The sequence below is a fragment of the Sphaerisporangium sp. NPDC005288 genome (genome assembly GCF_040607475.1).
Taxonomy (GTDB): Bacteria; Actinomycetota; Actinomycetes; order Streptosporangiales; family Streptosporangiaceae; genus Sphaerisporangium; species Sphaerisporangium rhizosphaerae.
In genome coordinates, this window is the sequence record NZ_JBEXGT010000003.1 from 1 (window position 1) to 18029 (window position 18029).

17 protein-coding genes are annotated in these 18029 nt (G+C 72.9%); 11 read left to right on the top strand and 6 right to left on the bottom strand.

Annotation, left to right across the window (positions count from 1 at the left end; translation table 11 throughout):
• From ABZU32_RS03695 to ABZU32_RS03705, 3 genes are all read right to left on the bottom strand, one after another.
• Nucleotides 1-1081, bottom strand: a 1081-nt coding sequence (locus ABZU32_RS03695; RefSeq protein ID WP_354916658.1) for a thiamine pyrophosphate-binding protein, incomplete at its 3' end; no start/stop codon positions are given.
• A gap of 5 nt (nucleotides 1082-1086) precedes the next feature.
• Nucleotides 1087-1911, bottom strand: a complete 825-nt coding sequence (locus ABZU32_RS03700; protein ID WP_354838543.1) for a type 1 glutamine amidotransferase domain-containing protein — start codon at nucleotides 1909-1911, stop codon at nucleotides 1087-1089.
• A complete protein-coding gene (locus tag ABZU32_RS03705) occupies nucleotides 1908-2618 on the bottom strand; it encodes an EthD domain-containing protein (RefSeq protein ID WP_354838540.1) in 711 nt (236 codons plus the stop codon). The genes ABZU32_RS03700 and ABZU32_RS03705 overlap by 4 nt, the downstream gene beginning before the upstream one ends.
• A gap of 274 nt (nucleotides 2619-2892) precedes the next feature.
• Between ABZU32_RS03705 and ABZU32_RS03710 the strand changes: the two genes are divergently transcribed.
• From ABZU32_RS03710 to ABZU32_RS03725, 4 genes are all read left to right on the top strand, one after another.
• Nucleotides 2893-3933, top strand: a complete 1041-nt coding sequence (locus tag ABZU32_RS03710; RefSeq protein ID WP_354916661.1) for an ankyrin repeat domain-containing protein — start codon at nucleotides 2893-2895, stop codon at nucleotides 3931-3933.
• Nucleotides 3920-5374, top strand: a complete 1455-nt coding sequence (locus tag ABZU32_RS03715) for a GMC oxidoreductase (protein ID WP_354838534.1) — start codon at nucleotides 3920-3922, stop codon at nucleotides 5372-5374. Before ABZU32_RS03710 ends, ABZU32_RS03715 begins: the two co-directional genes overlap by 14 nt.
• 6 nt (nucleotides 5375-5380) lie before the next feature.
• Complete coding sequence (locus ABZU32_RS03720) at nucleotides 5381-6100, top strand: SDR family oxidoreductase (protein WP_354916663.1); 720 nt, start codon at nucleotides 5381-5383, stop codon at nucleotides 6098-6100.
• Between the two features lie 158 nt (nucleotides 6101-6258).
• Nucleotides 6259-7518 carry a low temperature requirement protein A gene (locus ABZU32_RS03725; RefSeq protein WP_354916665.1) on the top strand — a complete coding sequence of 420 codons (1260 nt, stop codon included), beginning with the start codon at nucleotides 6259-6261 and terminating at the stop codon, nucleotides 7516-7518.
• Here the strand turns inward: ABZU32_RS03725 and ABZU32_RS03730 are convergent.
• Nucleotides 7484-8983 (bottom strand): ATP-binding protein, encoded by a 1500-nt coding sequence (locus ABZU32_RS03730; RefSeq protein WP_354916668.1) that lies wholly within the window; start codon nucleotides 8981-8983, stop codon nucleotides 7484-7486. The two genes, ABZU32_RS03725 and ABZU32_RS03730, sit on opposite strands and share 35 nt — an antisense overlap.
• Nucleotides 8984-9270: 287 nt before the next feature.
• On the opposite strand from ABZU32_RS03730, the gene ABZU32_RS03735 reads away from it, so the two are divergent.
• Both ABZU32_RS03735 and ABZU32_RS03740 read left to right on the top strand, forming a co-directional pair.
• A complete protein-coding gene (locus ABZU32_RS03735; protein ID WP_354916671.1) occupies nucleotides 9271-10920 on the top strand; it encodes an FAD-dependent oxidoreductase in 1650 nt (549 codons plus the stop codon).
• A gap of 105 nt (nucleotides 10921-11025) precedes the next feature.
• Entirely contained in the window at nucleotides 11026-11787 is a 762-nt protein-coding gene (locus tag ABZU32_RS03740; RefSeq protein ID WP_354916674.1) for a glucose 1-dehydrogenase, read from the top strand.
• Here the strand turns inward: ABZU32_RS03740 and ABZU32_RS03745 are convergent.
• Nucleotides 11772-12416 carry a ScbR family autoregulator-binding transcription factor gene (locus ABZU32_RS03745; RefSeq protein WP_354838516.1) on the bottom strand — a complete coding sequence of 215 codons (645 nt, stop codon included), beginning with the start codon at nucleotides 12414-12416 and terminating at the stop codon, nucleotides 11772-11774. The genes ABZU32_RS03740 and ABZU32_RS03745 overlap by 16 nt on opposite strands.
• 93 nt (nucleotides 12417-12509) lie before the next feature.
• Between ABZU32_RS03745 and ABZU32_RS03750 the strand changes: the two genes are divergently transcribed.
• Nucleotides 12510-13472, top strand: coding sequence for a ScbA/BarX family gamma-butyrolactone biosynthesis protein (locus ABZU32_RS03750; RefSeq protein ID WP_354916677.1), 963 nt, complete (start codon nucleotides 12510-12512; stop codon nucleotides 13470-13472).
• Nucleotides 13473-13527: 55 nt separating this feature from the next.
• Here ABZU32_RS03750 and ABZU32_RS03755 read toward each other — a convergent pair whose 3' ends face one another.
• Nucleotides 13528-14493 carry a YafY family protein gene (locus ABZU32_RS03755; RefSeq protein WP_354916680.1) on the bottom strand — a complete coding sequence of 322 codons (966 nt, stop codon included), beginning with the start codon at nucleotides 14491-14493 and terminating at the stop codon, nucleotides 13528-13530.
• A 61-nt stretch (nucleotides 14494-14554) separates the two neighbouring features.
• On the opposite strand from ABZU32_RS03755, the gene ABZU32_RS03760 reads away from it, so the two are divergent.
• The 4 genes from ABZU32_RS03760 (at nucleotide 14555) to ABZU32_RS03775 (ending at nucleotide 17904) form a co-directional block, all read left to right on the top strand.
• Nucleotides 14555-15745, top strand: coding sequence for an epoxide hydrolase family protein (locus tag ABZU32_RS03760; protein ID WP_354916683.1), 1191 nt, complete (start codon nucleotides 14555-14557; stop codon nucleotides 15743-15745).
• 90 nt (nucleotides 15746-15835) lie between these two features.
• Nucleotides 15836-16318 (top strand): protein-tyrosine phosphatase family protein, encoded by a 483-nt coding sequence (locus ABZU32_RS03765; RefSeq protein WP_354916686.1) that lies wholly within the window; start codon nucleotides 15836-15838, stop codon nucleotides 16316-16318.
• 33 nt (nucleotides 16319-16351) lie between these two features.
• A complete protein-coding gene (locus ABZU32_RS03770; protein ID WP_354916689.1) occupies nucleotides 16352-17296 on the top strand; it encodes an ATP-dependent DNA ligase in 945 nt (314 codons plus the stop codon).
• Nucleotides 17297-17397: 101 nt separating this feature from the next.
• Nucleotides 17398-17904 carry a DinB family protein gene (locus ABZU32_RS03775; RefSeq protein ID WP_354916692.1) on the top strand — a complete coding sequence of 169 codons (507 nt, stop codon included), beginning with the start codon at nucleotides 17398-17400 and terminating at the stop codon, nucleotides 17902-17904.
• Nucleotides 17905-18029: the final 125 nt, after the last annotated feature.

Genomic DNA, 18029 nt, shown 5'->3' on the forward strand with positions numbered 1-18029 from the left:
CCGGGGCCGCGGGCCGCTCGGCGGCGCGGCGCAGCCGCCCGGCGGCGGCCTCGCGGGCGGCGGGCGACATCGACGACGAAAGCTCCGCGGCGAGCGCGGCCAGGGTGGCCTTGGGGTCGGCGACCAGGCCGAGCGTCACCGGGTGGTTCTTGGCGATCTCGTAGGAGTTCAGGTCGACGTGCACGATGCGCGCGTCGGGCCGGAACGGCGAGGCCAGGTCGGGGAAGACCTCGGGGAACAGGTAGGTGCCCACGACGAGCACGGCGTCGGCGCCGGCGACCACGGCCCGGCTGACCTCGCCGAACATGTGCCCGGTCTGGCCGCGGTACAGCGGATGGCGGCCGTCGATGGAGACCTCCGACATCTCCACCCCCCACGCGTCCGCGCCGAGCAGCTCGGCCACGCGGGTCAGCTCCGCCTGCGCGCCGGAGGCGGCCACGCCGTCGCCGAACAGCACCAGCGGCGCCGTGGCGTCCGACAGCAGCGCCGCCGCCCTGCGGATCGTCGCGCCGTCGGGGGCCGTCGCGGTGTAGGGGACCACCGAGGGCACGACCGGCTCGTCGTTGGGCCGGTCGAGCACGTCCAGGGGCAGCGAGACGAACACCGGGCCCCGCGGCGGGGTCATGGCGATCTTGACGGCGCGCCGGAGCGTCCGCAGCACCGAGGAGGAGTCGGTCACCCGGGTCGCGTACTTGGTGACGGGCCTGGCCATGGCGACCAGGTCGGCGGCCATCTGCGCGTCCATCGCCTCGTACTCGACGCCGGACTCGCCGGCGACCACGACGAGCGGGGTGTGGCCGCGCTTGGCCTGGTACATCATGCCGATGCCGTTGCCGAGGCCGACGCCGCTGTGCAGCTGCACCAGGGCGGGGCCGCCGGTGGCGCGGGCGTAGCCGTCGGCGATGCCCACCGCCACGGTCTCCTGCAGCGTCAGGACGTAGTGGAAGTCGTCGTACTTCTCCAGCGCGTCCAGGAAGCCCTGCTCGACCGTGCCGGGGTTGCCGAACATGTACCGCATGCCGTCGGCGAGGAACTGCTCGATGATCGCCTCGTTGCCCGTTCTGGCGTCCGTGGGGCTCATGGGGCTCACCAGCCGAACCGGCGCAGACCGTCTTCCAGCGTCTCGACGATCTTCTGCCCGGTGAGGAAGGAGTCGGGCGTCGAGCGGCCGGTGATGAACGGGTAGTCGACGATGACCGAGGTCTCCTTGCCGAAGTTGCCGTGGTAGCGGCCCTCGGGGCCGGTGGCGTCGCGCAGGATGTACTCCAGCGGGTACGGCGGCGGACCCATGTTGAAGTCGGTGCCGAGGAAGCCGGTGCCGTCCTTGTAGTCGTACTCCTTGCAGTGGCCGGTGACGTGCTTGCCCCAGATGATGCTCTTGCGGTCCTCCCAGTCGCGGGCGAAGGCCAGGCACGCGACGCCGTAGCACTCGGCGGCCACCGGCTTGCCGGCCTTGAGGAAGCCGAGGATCAGCGCGTGGACGCGGCCGTTGTTGGCCAGGTCGACGATGGGGCCGCTGCCGCCGACGATCAGCATGGTGTCGAAGCCGTCGATGTGCTCCGCCAGCCTGTCCAGCGTCCTGTTGTAGGCCTCAAGGGCGTGCAGGTAGTCGTCGTCGCTGACGTAGGGGCGCTCGGGCACCACGGCGGAGATGTCGAGGGGGTGGTCCAGCCGGTCGGAGTCGTCCAGCTCGCGCACCAGCTTGGCCACCTCGGGCGTGGTGACCGAGCGGCCGAGCGGCGGGTCGAGGTAGTCGGGGTCCATGCTCGGCGGCAGCGCGTGCGGGCGGCCACCGGTGGGCGTGGCGAAGACGACCTCGTATCCGCGCTGGTCGAAGTGGGTGAGCGGACCGAGCAGCTCCTCCCCCCAGTAGCCGTGCTCGGACAGCAGCACCAGGACCTTCCTGCTCATCGCTCCTCCTGCGGGCCGATGATCCAGTTCTCCCGGGTGGTGAGGGAGAACACGTGCGCGGGGTCGGCGACGGCGTCGAGCGCCGGGGCGACCTTCTCGGTGAAGTACGGGGAGGCCAGCGCCGCCTCGGCCGCCGCGACGTCGTCGAACCAGATCTGCTCGACGCTGTCGAAGGACGCCTCTCCGAAGGTGTAGAAGCCGTCCCTGGTGTGGGCGTGCAGGTGGCGGCGCACCCCGGGCAGCCCGCTGACGACCGGGGCGTACTCCGAGAGCGTCCGCTCGCGGTGGTCGGCGAGGTCCTGGCCGGGCCTGCGCTTGATCAGCGTGGTGACCTTGACCCAGGACGGGGCGGCCTCGGTGAGCGGCGGGCCGGGGACGATCTCGTGGGCGTCGGTGTCCAGCACGATGGTGAGCCAGAACGCCGCCCAGTTCGGCTCGTCGAGCCGCGCCCCGTGCAGGAACTCCTCGGTCTGCAGCGAGGCGAGCTGCTCCTGCTCGTTGGCCAGCCAGATCTCCGCCATGCCCTGGTGGGGCAGCGCCGGGCGCCCGCGGTCCGCCGTGGACGGGACGCGCGAGTCGATCAGGTAGCGCCGGATCTGCGGGATCTTGGCGGCGAACTTCACCGCGTGGACGTTGACCCAGTAGTCCTGGAACTCCTGTGCGGTCATGCCTGGCTTCGGGGCGGCCAGGATGAACTGGTGGATCATGCGATCTCCTTTTCGCCAGGGATCTTCACTGGGACGATCGCAGCGCCGTTCGGCCACCGTCAAAGCAGAAACCATTACTTCTCGACATAGCGCATTGAATCCGCCGTTAAAGTCAAGTCACCTGGCAATCGGGAAATATCGGCTTATCCTCGGTCGGTCTTCGCCGCAGGACGGCCAACTGACAAAGTGCCCGGCGAAAGCGCGGCGATTATGGCCACCGCGGGCGGCCGGGCCTACTGTCCAGCTCAACGGATGCCTTACCGAAAGGTGGCACATGAAAGGCGAGCTGACCGCGGCGGTGCGCCGCGGCGCCGTCGGAGAGATCCGCGACCTGCTGAGCGCCGGCGCCGATCCCGACGAGCGCGACACCGACACCGGGCTCAACGTGCTCATGATCGCTTCCGGCCGCGCGGACGCCCCCGCCGTGCGGGCGCTGCTAGACGCGGGGGCCGACGTCTTCACCACCGACGCCAAGGCCGGGGCGACCGCCCTGCACAAGGCCTGCCAGGGCGGCAGCGCGCAGGTCGTGCGCGACCTGCTCGGCGCCGGCGCCTTCGTCGACGCCGTCGCCGCGACCACCGGCCACACCCCCCTCATGGACGCCCTGTGGTTCAAGTGGCCGGACATCGTCGAGGTGCTCCTGGACCACGGCGCCGGGCTCAACCTGTCCACCCACTACGGCTTCTCGATGAAAGAGCACTTCGCGTACGAGCTGAACGTCAACACCTTCGGCAAGGAACGCCTCATCGAGTCCGACAAGCTGCTGCGCGCCCGGCAGGAGGCCGACGACGCGGCGGCGGCCGGGCACGCCCTGATGAACGCCGTCACCGGCGGCGACCTGGCCAAGGTCCGCGAACTGCTCGCCGAGGGGTTCCCCGTCGACACCCGCTGGCCGATGGTCAACGGCTTCAACGACGACCACACCGCGCTGCTGGTGGCCTGCCGCGACGGGCACACCGAGATCGTCGCCGAGCTGCTGGCCGCCGGGGCCGACGTCAACGCCGTCGAGCCGACGTTCGGCGCCGTCCCGCTGCACAAGGCCGTCTACAACGGGCACGCCGACATCACCAGCCTGCTGGTCGCCCACCCAGAGGCCGACCTGGCCTTCCAGGGCGCGACCAACGGCTACAGCCCCCTGCACGACGCGCTGTGGCACGGCTACGCCGACTGCGCCCGCATCCTGGTCCAGGCCGGCGCGCCGCTCGGCCTGACCGGCCACGACGGCAAGACCCCGCTCGACCTCGCGCGCGAGGTCCTCGGGGACGATCACGAGGTCACCGTTCTCATAGCGGGAGGCGGCAATGCGCGACACTGAGGCCCTGGTCGTCGGCAGCGGGTTCGGCGGCGCCATCGCCGCGCTGCGCCTGGCGGAGGCGGGCGTCCAGACGCTCGTGCTCGAACGCGGGCGCCGCTGGCCCATCACCGACGCGCACGACACCTTCGCCACCTACGACAGCCCCGACGGCCGGGCCGCCTGGCTCAGCCCGGTGACCGTCGCCCCGGCCCAGGAGGGCCTGCCCATCGACGTCTACACCGGCGTGCTCGAACGGGTCAGGGGCGAGGGCATCGACGTCCTGGTGGGCGCGGGCGTCGGCGGCGGCTCGCTGGTCTACAACACCGTCCTCTACCAGCCCCGGCGCGACCTGTTCGGCCGGGTGTTCCCCTCCTGGCTGAGCTACGACGAGATGGACGAGGTGTGGTACCCCAAGGTCCGCGAGGCCGTCGGGGTGTCCACCATGCCCGCCGACGTGCTCGCCCACGAACGCTACCGCGGCCAGCGGGTGCTGCTGGAGGAGGCCGCCGCCGCAGGGATGACCGCGCGCCTGTTCGAGCTGGGCCTCGACTGGGACGTCATCCGCGCCGAGCTGGCCGGCGCCATTCCCCCTTCGCAGATCGCCGGCCAGGTCTGGTACGGCGCCAACAGCGGCGCCAAGCGCAGCCTGGACCGCACCCACCTGCCCAGGGCCGAGGCCACCGGCAAGGTCGAGGTGCTGCCGTTGCACCAGGTCACCGACGTGCGCGAGAACGGCTCCGGTTATCTGGTCACGGTGGACGAGCTCGACGACAACGGCCGCGTCGTCGCCCGCAGGGACATCCACACCAAGCACCTGTTCCTGGCCGCCGGGTCGGTCGCGACGACCAAGCTGCTCGTCCGCGCCCGCGACACCGGCGCGCTGCCCAAGCTGGCCGACTCCGTCGGGACGCGCTGGGGCGCCAACGGCGACCTGGTCATCATCAGGAGCGGCCTGCCGCCCACCGGGCCGAGCGAGGGCGGCCCGGCGGGCGCGGTGCTCGAAGACCTGGACAACCCGGTCGCGCCCATCGCCATGGCGGCCATGCCCATCCCCCAGGCCAAGATGCCCGAGGGCTTCATGGGCCTCATCGGCATGGGCCTCGGCCCGGCGAAGGGCACCTTCTCCTACGACGGGCACACCGACACCGTCGGCCTGACCTGGCCCAAGGACGACCCCGAGGCGACCGTCATCGCCGACGGCGCGCGCGCGGCGTTCGAGCGGCTCGGCACCGGCAAGATCGAGGCCATCGACGCCGGCCTCACCGGCCACCCCTGCGGCGGGGTCCCCCTGGGCCTGGCCACCGACGAGTACGGCCGGGTGAACGGCTACCCGGGCCTGTACGTCGTGGACGGGGCGCTCCTGCCGGGCGGCAGCGCCGCGTGCACCAACCCCGCCCTGACCATCGGAGCGCTCGCCGAACGGGCGCTCGCCGCCATCATCCCCGACATCGTGGAGGAATAGACACCGATGAGCAGCCCCAAGCACGCGGCGCTGGTGACCGGCGGTTCGAGCGGCATCGGCCTGGCCGTGGCCGGCGCGCTGGTCGCCCGCGGGCACGCGGTGACCATTCTCGGCAGGGACGAGGGCAGGCTGCGCCACGCCGCCGACCGGCTCGGCGACGAGGCCGGCCTCGGGGACGGGGCCGTGCACACCGTGGTCGCCGACGTCGCCCAACCGGCCGCCGCGCACGCCGCGGTCGCCGCGCACATCGGGCGCTGGGGGCGGCTCGACGTGCTGGTGAACAGCGCGGGCCTGCTCGCCGCCGGGCCCTTCGAGTCCTACAGCACGACCACCATCACCGAGGTGCTGGAGGTGGACCTGCGGGCCACCATCCTGTTCTGCCAGGCGGCGCTGCCCTACCTGCGCAAGGTCGCGCGCGAGGCCCGCCCGCTCATCGTGAACATCGCCTCCATCTCCGGCAAGCGCGCCGACCCCGGCTTCTCGCTGTACTGCGCGGCCAAGTTCGGCGTGGTCGGCTTCACCGCCGCCCTGCACCAGGAGCTGGCCGGCGAGGGCGTCGGCGCCTGCGCGATCTGCCCGGGGCTGGTCGACACGCCGATGGCCGACTGGGCGCGCTCGTGGGCGTCGCGCGCGTCGATGCTCCGCCCCGAGGACATCGCCGGCGCCGTCATCCGCCTGCTCGACATCCCCGCCGGCCAGGTCCCCGCCGAGCTCGTCCTGTCCTGAGCTCCCCTGTCCCCCTTTCCGCCCCCTCCCCGAGCACGGCACCCGGTCGTCCCCGCCGGGTGCCGTGCTCGCCCCGTCTGGCGTGGTGCCGGGTCCGGGCGGGAGGACCGTCGTAGGCTCGTGGCGCCCCGCCCGGCGGCGCTCCACCGAGGAGGTTCGTGAGCACCGGACGCTCTCCCACGTTGCGCTATCTGGCCGGCTCCACCGAGGCGACGCACGCCTCGTGGCTGGAGCTGTTCTTCGACCTGGTCTTCGTGGCCGCCGTGTCCGAGCTGGCACGCCTGCTGCACGGCGACCTGACCTTCCATGGGCTCCTGGTGTTCTGCGCGCTGTTCGTCCCGGTGTGGTGGGTGTGGATGAGCTTCGCCTACTACGCCGACCTGTTCGAGACGGACGCGACCCACTTCCGCATCGCCCTGCTCGCGGGGATGTTCGGCTCGCTGGTGCTGGCCAGCACGATCGGCGTCGCCATCTCCCCCGACGGCCGCACGCTGGACGGGGCGCACGGGTTCGCGCTGGCCAACGCCGCCCTCCAGGCCATCCTCGTGGGCCTGTACGGGTACGCGCGCCGCGCCGCCCGCGCGCCGGGGACCGCCCCGGACGCGCCCGGCGCCGGCCGGGACGCCCCGCAGAGCCCCCCGCAGAACGCCGCGCTGCGCCAGTTGTGCGGCATCTACGTCGCGGGGTTCGGGTGCGGCGGCGCCCTGTGGCTGGCCTCGGTGGCCGTGTCGGCGCCCTGGCACCTGGCGCTGTGGGCGCTCGCGCTGCTGGTGGAGATCGCCACGCCGTTCGTGGCGTACCTGACGGTGGCCTCGCCGCCGGCGCACGCCTCCCACCTGCCCGAGCGGCTCGGCCTGTTCACGCTGATCGTGCTCGGCGAGTCGGTGCTCGCCGTGGCCTGGGGCGCCCGGGGCGCCCCCTCGACTCCGAGCGCGCTGCCCGTCGCGTTCTTCACCTTCGTGATCGCCGCGTGCCTGTGGTGGGTGTACTTCGAACACGTCGACCACCGCGTCATCATCAACGCGCTGACCAGCGGGCGCTCCTCGCTGGTGCGCGGGTTCGCCTACGGGTACGGCCACCTGCTGATCTTCGCCGGGCTGGCGGCCACGGCCGTCGGGTCGGAGGCGCTCATCGAGCACGCCGCCGAGGCGCACATGCCGGCCGGCGCCGGCCTCGCGCTCACCGGCGGCGCCGCGGCGTTCCTGCTGGCCACGACCGCGGCGCACCTGGTGATCCGCCGGCCGCTGGCCCGCAGGCTGGTCGCCGTCCGCGTCGCCGCCGCGCTCGGCGCCCTGCTGCTGGGCCTCTCGTCCACCGCGTTCTCACCGCTGGCCGAGACGGCGGCGCTGGCCGGCCTGCTGGTGCTGCTCACCTGGGCCGAGGTCAGGCATCGGCGGGAAGCGCCCGGCACGACGTAGGCGCCGCGCCGTCCTCCTCCGCCGCCGCCCCCGGGGAGGCCGGCGGCCCGGGCAGCCGCACCTGGAACCGCGTGTCGCCGGGGCGCGAGCGCACGGTGATGGACCCCCGGTGCCGTTTGGTGACGATGCGGTGCGACAGGTGCAGGCCGAGCCCGGTGCCCGCGCCGATGTCCTTGGTGGTGAAGAACGGCTCGAAGACGCGCGGCAGCACGGCGGGGTCGATGCCGGGACCGGTGTCTGCCACCTCGACCAGGACGCACCCGCCCTCTCCGCGCACGCTGACGCGCAGTTCGCCCCGCCCTCCCATCGCGCCCGCCGCGTTGTCCACCAGGTTCGTCCACACCTGGTTCAGCTCCGTCGGGTAGCCGGGGACGCGGGGCAGCGGGGGGGCGTAGTCGCGCACGACCGTGATGCCCGCGAGCTTCGGGCGCAGCATCGCCAGCGTGGACTCAAGGCCCTCGCGCACGTCCACGTCGGACTCCGGCGCGCGGTCCAGGTTGGTGTACTCCTTGGTGTTCCTGACGATCGCCGAGACCCGCGTGCCGGCCTCGCGCACGTCCATGACGCACGAGCGGATGCGCAGGCTCTCCGACAGGTAGCGCAGCGCGGCGGGGAGACGCGCGTCGAACACCCGCGCCCCGAGGTCGTCGAGCCAGCCGGTGTCCAGGCCGCGCTCGGCCAGCAGGGGCGCGAGGGAGGACCCGTCGCCGAGCCCGTGGTCCTCCAGCCAGTCCTGCAGTTCCTCCTCCAGCAGGCTCACGCCGAGCGCGTCGCCGGGACCGCTGCCGCGCGGGCGGGCGAGCCAGTCGCGCCGAGCGGCCGCGAGGGCCGCGCGTTCCGCCTGCTCCGCCGTCTGGCCCCAGGTCTCCGCCGCCGCCTCCAGTTCCTCCACGGCGTCGTCCAGCTCGCCGATCGCGCGGATCACGGCGGAGGCGGGGTTGTTCAGCTCGTGGGCGATGCCCGCGGCCAGGGTGCCGAGCGAGGCGAGCGTCGAGCGGCGGCCACCGCTCACGATCATGTCCTGCGCGCGCAGCGCCAGGACGGGCACCACCATCTCCGACACGCGCGGCGCGCGCACCAGCATCTGCAGGAAGGTGTCCCGGTCGTAGAGGGCGACGCGGCTGTGGCCGACCGAGGTGGCGGTGGCCAGGTAGGCGTCGCCGGCCAGGACGCACAGCTCGCCGGTGAAGGTGTGGGCGAGCATGGCCCGCTCCTCCGCGCCGTCCCGGGTGGAGTGGCGGGCGAGCACCTCGTCCCGGTCGTCGATCACCTTGGAGATGAGCAGCTCGCCGTCGAGCAGGACCACGAAGAAGCGCGCCGGGGCGCCCTCGGCGAACAGCACCTCGCCGTCGCCGAGCTCGTGTGAGCGGCCGCTGTCGGCCAGCCATCGGTACTGCTCCCCGGTCAGCCCGTCGAACAGGGGATGCGCGCGGAGTTCGTCCGGAAGGAGATCTGCTGCGCCCATGGGCGGGCTCCTCTCGGGGCAGGTGCGGCCTTCGGCCCTGCGGCTCCCAGGCCAGGTGTGTCGGAGCCTCGCACCGGCGTCGGCGGGCGGTCAAAGGATCCGGGCGCACTTTGTCGGGTAGGCGCGCCCGCGCGAGGCGGCGGGGACCCGATTCGCGGGACTAAATCAGGTCCGCGATGGCCCGCCCGGGGGGCGTACCTACGCTGAAGGTCTCGATTGGAGCACGTCCCGATTCTGGAGGCCGCCATGGCCTGGTGTTCCCCCGTGGACGAGGAGGACGGACAGACGTGAGCGACGAGACGGGCAAGCCGGTCATCCTGGCCGTGGACGACGATCCGCAGGTGCTCAGGGCCGTACGACGGGACCTGCGCGCCACCTATTCCGGCAGCTACCGCATCCTCGGCGCCGCCTCCGGCAAGGAGGGCCTCGGCATCCTCGACGCGCTGGACGAGCGCGGCGACGATCCGGCGCTGTTCCTGGTGGACCAGCGGATGCCCGAGATGGCCGGGGTGGAGTTCCTGCTGGAGGCGGGGGCGCGCTACCCCGAGGCGCGGCGGGTGCTGCTCACCGCCTACGCCGACACCGACGCGGCCATCACCGCGATCAACCGGGTCCGGCTGCACCACTACCTGATGAAACCGTGGGACCCGCCGCAGGAGCGGCTGTTCCCCGTGCTGGACGACCTGCTGTCGGACTGGCTGGCCGCGCACCGGCCCGCCTACCGGGGCATCAAGGTGGTCGGCATCCCGGTCTCGCCGGCGACCCACGCCGTGCGGGACTTCCTGACGCGCAACGAGCAGCCGTTCCGCTTCCTGGACGTCGACGCCGACCCCGAGGCGCGGCTGCTGGCGGAGGGCCGGCGGGAGGCGCTGCCGCTGGTCTTCTTCGCCGAGGGCGACCACCTGGCCGCGCCGAGCGCCGCCCGGCTCGCCGAGCGGCTGGGGCTGCCCACGGCGGCGGCGCGCCCGCACTACGAGACGGTCATCATCGGGGCCGGCCCCGCCGGGCTGGCGGCCGGGGTGTACGCGGCCTCGGAGGGGCTGTCGACGCTCATGGTGGACTCCGACGTGCCGGGCGGGCAGGCGGGCACCTCCAGCCTGATCGAGAACTACCTGGGCTTCCCCACCGGGCTGGCCGGCAGCGACCTGGCCCGCAGAGCGGTCTCGCAGGCGCGCAGGTTCGGCGCCGAGCTGCTGTACCCGGTGGAGGTGACGGCGCTGCGCCGCGCCGACCCGGCGCGGGTGATCACGCTGGCCGACGGCACCGAGATCAGCGCCGAGACCGTGCTGCTGTCCATGGGCGTGTCCTACAACCGGCTGGACATCCCCGGCGCCGACCGCTTCGCCGGGGCGGGCCTGTACTACGGCGCGGCCACCACCGAGAGCCAGTCGTGCACGTCGGAGCACGTCCACGTCATCGGGGGCGCCAACTCGGCGGGGCAGGCGGCGCTGCACTTCGCGAAGTACGCGCGCCAGGTCACCATGCTGATCCGGGCCGCCTCCCTGGAAGCGGGCATGTCGCAATATTTGGTGGACGAGATCCGCAGGACGCCCGCGATCGAGGTCCGGCTGGGCACGCGGGTGGTGGAACTGGCCGGTGAGGAGCACCTGGAGCGCATCACGCTGGCCGACGTGGCCACCGGCGAGACGACCGAGCAGGAGGCGCGCTTCGTCTTCACCTTCATCGGCGCCCGGCCGCGCACCGGGTGGCTCGACGGCGTGGTGGAGCGCGACGACCACGGCTTCCTGCCGACCGGCTCGGAGCTGCCCGCGGGCGCGTGGAGCCTGGAACGCGAGCCGTACCCGCTGGAGACCAGCGTGCCGGGCGTCTTCGCGGCCGGCGACGTGCGCGCCCGTTCGGTCAAGCGGGTCGCCTCGGGCGTCGGCGAGGGCGCGATGGCGGTCGCCCTGATGCACCGCTATCGCTCCGGCACCTGATTCCCCAAAAGCCATATCACAATCAGCCGGTCGATCTTTAGAATTCACATACTTTAAACGCGGAACATATTGTCAGCCGACAGAGATCACAGCGACAATGTGTACATGTCGGATATTTTATCGGGCAAGGTGGCTCTGATAACCGGGGCCAGCAGTGGAATCGGCGCGGCGGCCGCGCGGGTATTCACCCGCGAAGGCGCCGCCGTCGTTCTCGTCGCACGGCGAGAACGCGAATTGGGCGACCTGGTGGACGAATTACGGGGAAAGGGTTTCGAGGCCGTCTACGCGGTGGCCGACGTGACCCGCCCCGAGGACGTCGACCGGGCCGTCTCCACGGCCGTCCGCGAGTACGGACGGCTCGACATCGGCTTCAACAACGCGGGGCTCGGCGTGGAGCGTTCCCCGATGCACCTGCTCGACGACGCGGTGTTCGACGCCGTCATCGACGTCAACCTCCGCGGGGTCTGGCACTGCATGCGCCGGCAGATCAGCCAGATGCTGGTCAACGGCGGCGGCTCCATCGTCAACACCAGCAGCGTCGGAGGTCTGGTCGCCACGCCGGTGGGGGCGCCGTACGTCACCGCCAAGCACGCGGTCATCGGGCTCACCAAGGCCGCCGCCGCGGAGTACGCGGGGCAGCGCATCAGGATCAACGCGATCGCGCCGGGGACGACCAGGTCGGAGATGATCGACGCCTGGTTCGCCCTGCGGCCGGAGATGGAGGAGCTGCTGCGGGCGGCGACCCCGCAGGGCAGGACCGCCGAACCCGAGGAGGTGGCCGAGGCGGCCGCCTGGCTCGCCAGCGACCGCGCGTCCTTCGTGACGGGCGCGACGCTGCCGGTGGACGGCGGCTACACCCTGGTGTAGTCCGGCACGGGGCCGGTGGAGGCGGCCCCTGCGGGATCGAACCGGGAGAGCCGGTCGGGCGGCACGATGCCCGGCAGCATCAGGCGCCAGAAGTCGGTGAGCCGTTCGTGCAGGTCGCGGCGGCGCGTCACGGCCTGCGAGACGATCTGGGCGCCGGTGAAGGCGGCGACCACGGTGGCGGCGGCGGCGTCCACGTCGACCTCCGGCCGCAGGTCGCCCTCTTCACGGGCCTTCAGCAGCAGGTCGCGCGCGCCGTCCTGCCACATGACGTGGGTGGTGAAGTCGCCTCCGGAGAACGTGCCGTGCTCGATGGCCAGGCGCACGCTCGCCCGTGAGATGACGTTGTCCAGCAGGTCGCGGGCGAAGCCGTGACAGGCGTCGATGAGCACCTGCAGGGCCGCCGACTCGCCGGACACCAGCGTGGAAAGGAGGGTCTCGTCGGCGGCCAGGATCGCCCTGGCCAGTTCCTCCTTGGAGGCGAAATGGAAGTAGAGCGCGCCTTTGGTGACTCCGCAGCGCTGGAGGATCTCGGCCATCGTCGTCGCCGCGTAGCCGCACTCCTCGAACACCTCGGCCGCGCCTTCGAGGATGCGCTGTCTGGTGGCCCGCGCCCGTGCCTGTTTCGCCATCGCGGAAGTGCTTCCTCCTAAAAAAAACCGGTCGGTCGGTATTCTACGCCCTCGACCCCCTCGAGGGCAGCAGCTCTAGAGAGGTGGTACCCCATGGCTACACCCGATGTGCTGGATTTATCCGCCGATCCAGCACTTTTTGAGCAGACCGTCCCTCGGCAGTTGGTCCATCGGAGCGCGGTGTCCGAGGTGATGATCACCGGTTGGCGGGCCCTCGACGAGAAGACCTCCGTGGTCGCGGCCCAGTGGCCCCGGGCCCACGGCTTCTACGGACCGGCCGGGGGATGCCACGACCCGCTGCTGGCCGCCGAGACCATCCGCCAGGCGGGGCTCGTGGTGAGCCACGCGCAACTGGACTGCCCGCTCGACCGCCGTTTCCTCATGTGGGACCTGTCCTACGAGGTCAACCTCGCCGGCCTGGCCGTCGGCACCGGCCCCACCGACCTGACGCTCCGCTTCACCCGCAGCCAGGTGCGCCACCGGGGACGCACCCTCGCCGGGCTGCGCGGGCATGTCGACTTCTATCGGGACGGGCGGCTGGTCGGCATGGGCGAGGGCAGCTTCGACTGCGTGTCCCGGGCGGCCCACGACCGGCTCCGCGCGCCCAGCCTGGCCGGGCGGCCCGCGGGCGACCGGCCGCTCGCCGACCCGGTCGACCCGCGCCTGGTCGGCCGCGACCGGCCCTTCGACGTCGTCCTCGGCATGCCCCTCGACCGCACGCCCGAGGAGGGAGCCTGGCCGCTGCGGGTGGACCCCGCGCATCCGGTGCTGTTCGACCACAGCCTCGACCACATCCCTGGCATGGCCCTCATGGAGGCCATGCGGCAGGCGACGCTCGCCCTCACCCACCCGCTGCCGCTCGCCCCCGTCAAGATGTACGCCACCTTCACCCGGTACGTGGAGCTGTGGGGCGCCGCCGTCGTCCGCGCCCGCGTGGAGGGGGAGGCGAGCGGCGGCGAGGTGCCCGTCCGGGTCTCCGTCGAGCAGGACGGCGAGGTCGCCGCCGCCGGCCTGGTCTACGCCGGCCCGATCCCCTCCAGTGCCGTGACCGTCTAGGCCCGCCGGGTCGGCCGGGGGGCTCGATGCCCGGCACGCCACGCGGCGACGTACCTCAAGGTGCTCCCTCCGGAACCGCCCGCCGGTAGCGGCCGGCCAGCGCGCGGATCTCCGCGACGAGTTCGGGCGGCCCGGTGACCTCGAAGTCGGCACCGAGCATGCCGAGATAGCAGGCCAGCATCTGCGGTGTGTCCGAGCCGACCTCGGCCACGCAGGCGTCATCGCCCAGGGGTTCCACCCGGACGCCGGACGGCAGCCGGTCGCGCACGTGCTCGGCCGGTGCGCGGACCGTCACCCGTGCCCGGCACTGCCAGGTCGCCGTGGCCAGGCCGGTGGCGACATGACCGGCGAGGTCACCGCCGGGATGCTCGCGCGGGGTGAACCGCGGGCCGTTCGGTGTCAGCAGCCGCAGCCGGTCCACCCGGAAGGTGCGCCAGTCGGACCTCGCGACGTCCCATCCGACCAGGTACCAGCGGCCCCGGCTGTGCGCGAGCCGGTGCGGCTCCACCTCGCGGCGGCCGGTCGACCCGTCATGGCCGGCGTAGTCGAACCGGAGCCGCTCGTGGTCGCGCGAGGCCGCCGCGATCGCGGTGAGCGTATCGGCGTCCGCGCGGGGGCCCACGTGCGGAAGCGGGACGAGGTAGGTGTGCAGGCCGCTGACACGACGGCGAAGCCGTGAGGGCAGCATCTGCTCCAGCTTGGTGAGGGCACGCAGCGCCGCCTCCTCGATGCCGGTGACCGCTCCCTGTGTGGCGCCCACCCGCAGCCCGACCGCGACGGCGACCGCCTCGTCGTCATCGAGCAGCAGCGGCGGCAGCTCCGCACCCGCCCCGAGCCGGTAACCGCCGGTGACGCCCCTGATCCCCTCCACCGGATAGCCGAGACCGCGCAGGCGGTCCACATCGTTGCGCACGGTGCGCGCGGTGACGCCCAGACGCTCGGCCAGCTCCGGTCCGCTCCAGTCCCGCGGCGTCTGCAACAAGGAGAGCAGCCGCAGCAGTCGTTGTGCCGTGTCGGACATATTCCAAGTCTGCCCGGATACAGGAACGGAACGTTCCTGTATCCCTCCTAGATTCTCCGGCATGGAGAACACCACCGACATCCGCCCGTTCCGCGTCGACATCCCGCAGGCCGAACTGGACGACCTGCGCGACCGCATCGCCCGCGCCCGCTGGCCCCGGCAGATCCCCGGAACCGGCTGGGAGCGCGGCGTTCCCGCGGAGTACCTCAAGGAGTTGGCGGTCTACTGGGCCGACGGCTTCGACTGGCGCGCGCAGGAGAAGACGCTGAACGAGCACCCGCAGTTCGTGACCACGATCGACGGCCAGGACATCCACTTCCTGCATGTCCGCTCACCCGAGCCGGACGCGCTGCCGCTGATCCTCTGCCACGGCTGGCCGGGCTCGTTCGTGGACTTCCTGGACGTGATCGAGCCGCTGACCGATCCTCGCGCGCACGGCGGTGACCCGGCGGACGCGTTCCACGTCGTGATCCCGTCACTGCCCGGCTTCGGGTTCTCCAACCCGGTGCGGGAACCGGGCTGGGGCGACCTGTTCCGGGTGGCCGCCGCGTTCGGGGAGCTGATGAGCCGGCTCGGCTACCAGCGGTTCGCCGCGCAGGGCGGCGACGTCGGGGGTGGTGTGACCACGCTGCTGCCCATGGCCGCCCCGGGCCGCGTGGTCGCCACCCACATCAACGGTCCGTCGCCGTACCCGTTCGGGCCGCCCATCGAGCTGGACGGGCTGTCCGAGGCGGACCGGGCACGCGCCGAGCGGTTCAACGCCGCCCGCCAGGACGGTCTCGGCTATCTGCACCTGCAGTCCACCCGCCCGCAGACCCTGGCCTACTCGCTGAACGACTCGCCGATCGGACAGTTGGCGTGGATCGCGGAGAAGTTCAAGGAGTGGACCGACCCCGCCGCCGAACTGCCCGAGGACGCGGTCGACCGCGACCGGCTGCTCACCAACGTGAGCCTGTACTGGTTCACCGGCTCCGGCGCGTCCTCGGCCGACATCCTCTACGAGGGTATGCGCGCCTACCGCGAGATGGCCTCCGGGCCGTCAGGCGACGATCAGGCCGGGTGGCCGTCGGTGCCGGCGCCGCCGCAGGGGATCGCGGTGTTCGCGGCGGACATGACGATCCGCGCCCTCGCCGACCCGGGGAACACCGTCGACCACTGGTCGGAGTTCGACCGGGGTGGCCACTTCCCGGCGATGGAGACACCCGGCCTGTTCGTCAGCGACCTGCGCGAGTTCCTCCGCGTCGCGCGGTGATCCTGGCGGGCGGCGGACCAGGAGGGCCTGTCGCCCGCCGTCACGGGACGGGCGGGACGGACAGGTCAGGCGGTGCGCGACAATCTTCGTATGGCGGAAACGCTCTCCGGTGCGATCGAGTTGCCCGACGGCGTCTGGGTCCGCGGTCGCGGCCTGCGGCGGCCCCTGCCCGACGGGCCGGTGCCCGGCTACGGGCTCTACCTGGGCTCGGCGCGTCTCCAGCGCCGCCACCAGGACGCCCTGGCCTGGCCGCACGAATGGATCCGCTGGCCCGACTTCCTGCTGCCGGTGGACCGGCACGCCGCCGCGCGCGCCGTCATCCGCCTGCACGCCCACGCCCGTTCGGGCTCGCCGGTGGAGGTCGCCTGCGGCGGAGGCGTCGGCCGCACCGGCACGGTCATCGCCTGCCTGGCCACGCTCGCGGGGCTCGGGCCCGACGAGGCGGTCGCGTGGGTCCGCGAGCACCACCACCCGAGGGCGGTCGAGACGCCCTGGCAGCGGCGCTGGGTCGCCTGGTTCGCCGGCGAGCCCCCGGCCGATCCGCAGGACGGCCCGCCCGCCGGTGATGGTTGACCCGGCGGCCGGGGGCGGGGCATCGTAGGGTGGATGACCAGCGATGAGACGCGGGACGGGGTGCCGCTGACCAATCTCGGCGGGCCGCTGTTCGACGGGGCGAACGCGACCAAGCGCGATCTGGTCGACTATCTCGACGCGGTCCGCGACCGCATCCTGCCCGTGCTGCGCGACCGCCCGCTGTCGGTGCTCCGCGTGCGGCCGGGGCAGGCGCCGTTCATGCAGAAGAACGTCCCGAAGTACACCCCGTCCTGGGTGCGCACGGTGTCGGTGTGGGCCGAGACCTCCCACCGGCAGGTGTCCTACGCGCTGTGCGACGACCGGCGGACGCTGCTGTGGTTCGCCAACCAGCGGGCGGTGGAGTACCACCCGGCGCTGGTGCGCGGCGACCACGCCACCCACCTGGTGCTCGACCTGGACCCTCCGGAGGACAACGCCTTCCCGCTCGCCGTGCGGGCCGCCCGGCTCGTCCGGCAGGCGCTGGACGAGGCCGGGCTGGCGGGCGCGGTCAAGACCAGCGGGGCCAAGGGGCTGCACATCTTCGTCCCGGTGGCCGAGGGCGTCGCGATGGAGGACCTCGCCGCCGCGACCCGGGCGCTGGCCGCGCGGGCCGAGCGCGTCGACCCCGCGCTCGCCACGACGGCGTTCATCCGCGAGGACCGCGAGGGCAAGGTGTTCCTCGACTCCACGCGGGCCGGCGGGGCGACGGTGGTGGCCGCTTACAGCCCGCGCGTGCGGCCGGGCGCGCCGGTCTCCTTCCCCGTGGCCTGGGAGGACCTGCCCCGCGTGTCGCCGGCCGACTTCACCGTCCACACCGCGGCGCGGCTGCTCGGCGACGGCGACCCCTGGGCCGAGCTGATGCCCCCGCCCCAGCGGCTGCCGGACGACCTGGTCGAGCAGGGACACACCATCCCGGTGGCCAGGGTCCAGGCCATGCACGAGGGCAAGCGCCGCGCCCGCGCCCGCCGCGGCGAGTGACGCGCGGCGTCCGCTCGCCCCCGCCGGATCCCTCGTGTCGCGCAGTATCCTCGCGATCCTCGCGATCCTCGCGATCCGGCACAGAAAGGGACAAGGCGCCAATGACCACCGAACGGATCCCCCCGCCCGTGATCGGGGACGAGCGCGCGATGTTGCGCGGCTTCCTCGACTACCAGCGCGCGACGCTCGCCATGAAGTGCGACGGCCTGTCCGACGAGGAGCTGCGCCGTCGCTCCATGCCGCCGTCCACGCTGTCGCTGCTCGGGCTGGTGCGGCACATGGCCGAGGTCGAGCGCGCGTGGTTCCGCCGGGTGGTGGGCGGCGAGGACGTCCCGCTGGTCTGGTCCGACGAGGGCGACTACCAGGTCGCCTACGACGCGAGCGGGGCCACCCGGTCGCAGGCGTTCGCGGCCTGGCAGGCGGAGGTCGAGCACGCGCGCCGCATCGAGCTGCGGGCTCCGTCCCTGGAGGTCACCGCCCACGCCGCCCGGTGGGAGCAGGACGTGTCGCTGCGCCTGGTCATGCTCCACGTGCTGCTGGAGTACGCCCGGCACAACGGGCACGCCGACCTCATCCGCGAGGGCGTCGACGGCACCGTCGGCGCCTGAGCCCGCCCGCGGGGGCCGATGAGCGAGCGGCGACGCCCGGACACGAGGCATCACGAGCGCGCGGCGCGGCGCCGGGCCGGGCGCGAGGCACCACGAGCGGGCGGCGACGCCCGGAAACCGAGGGA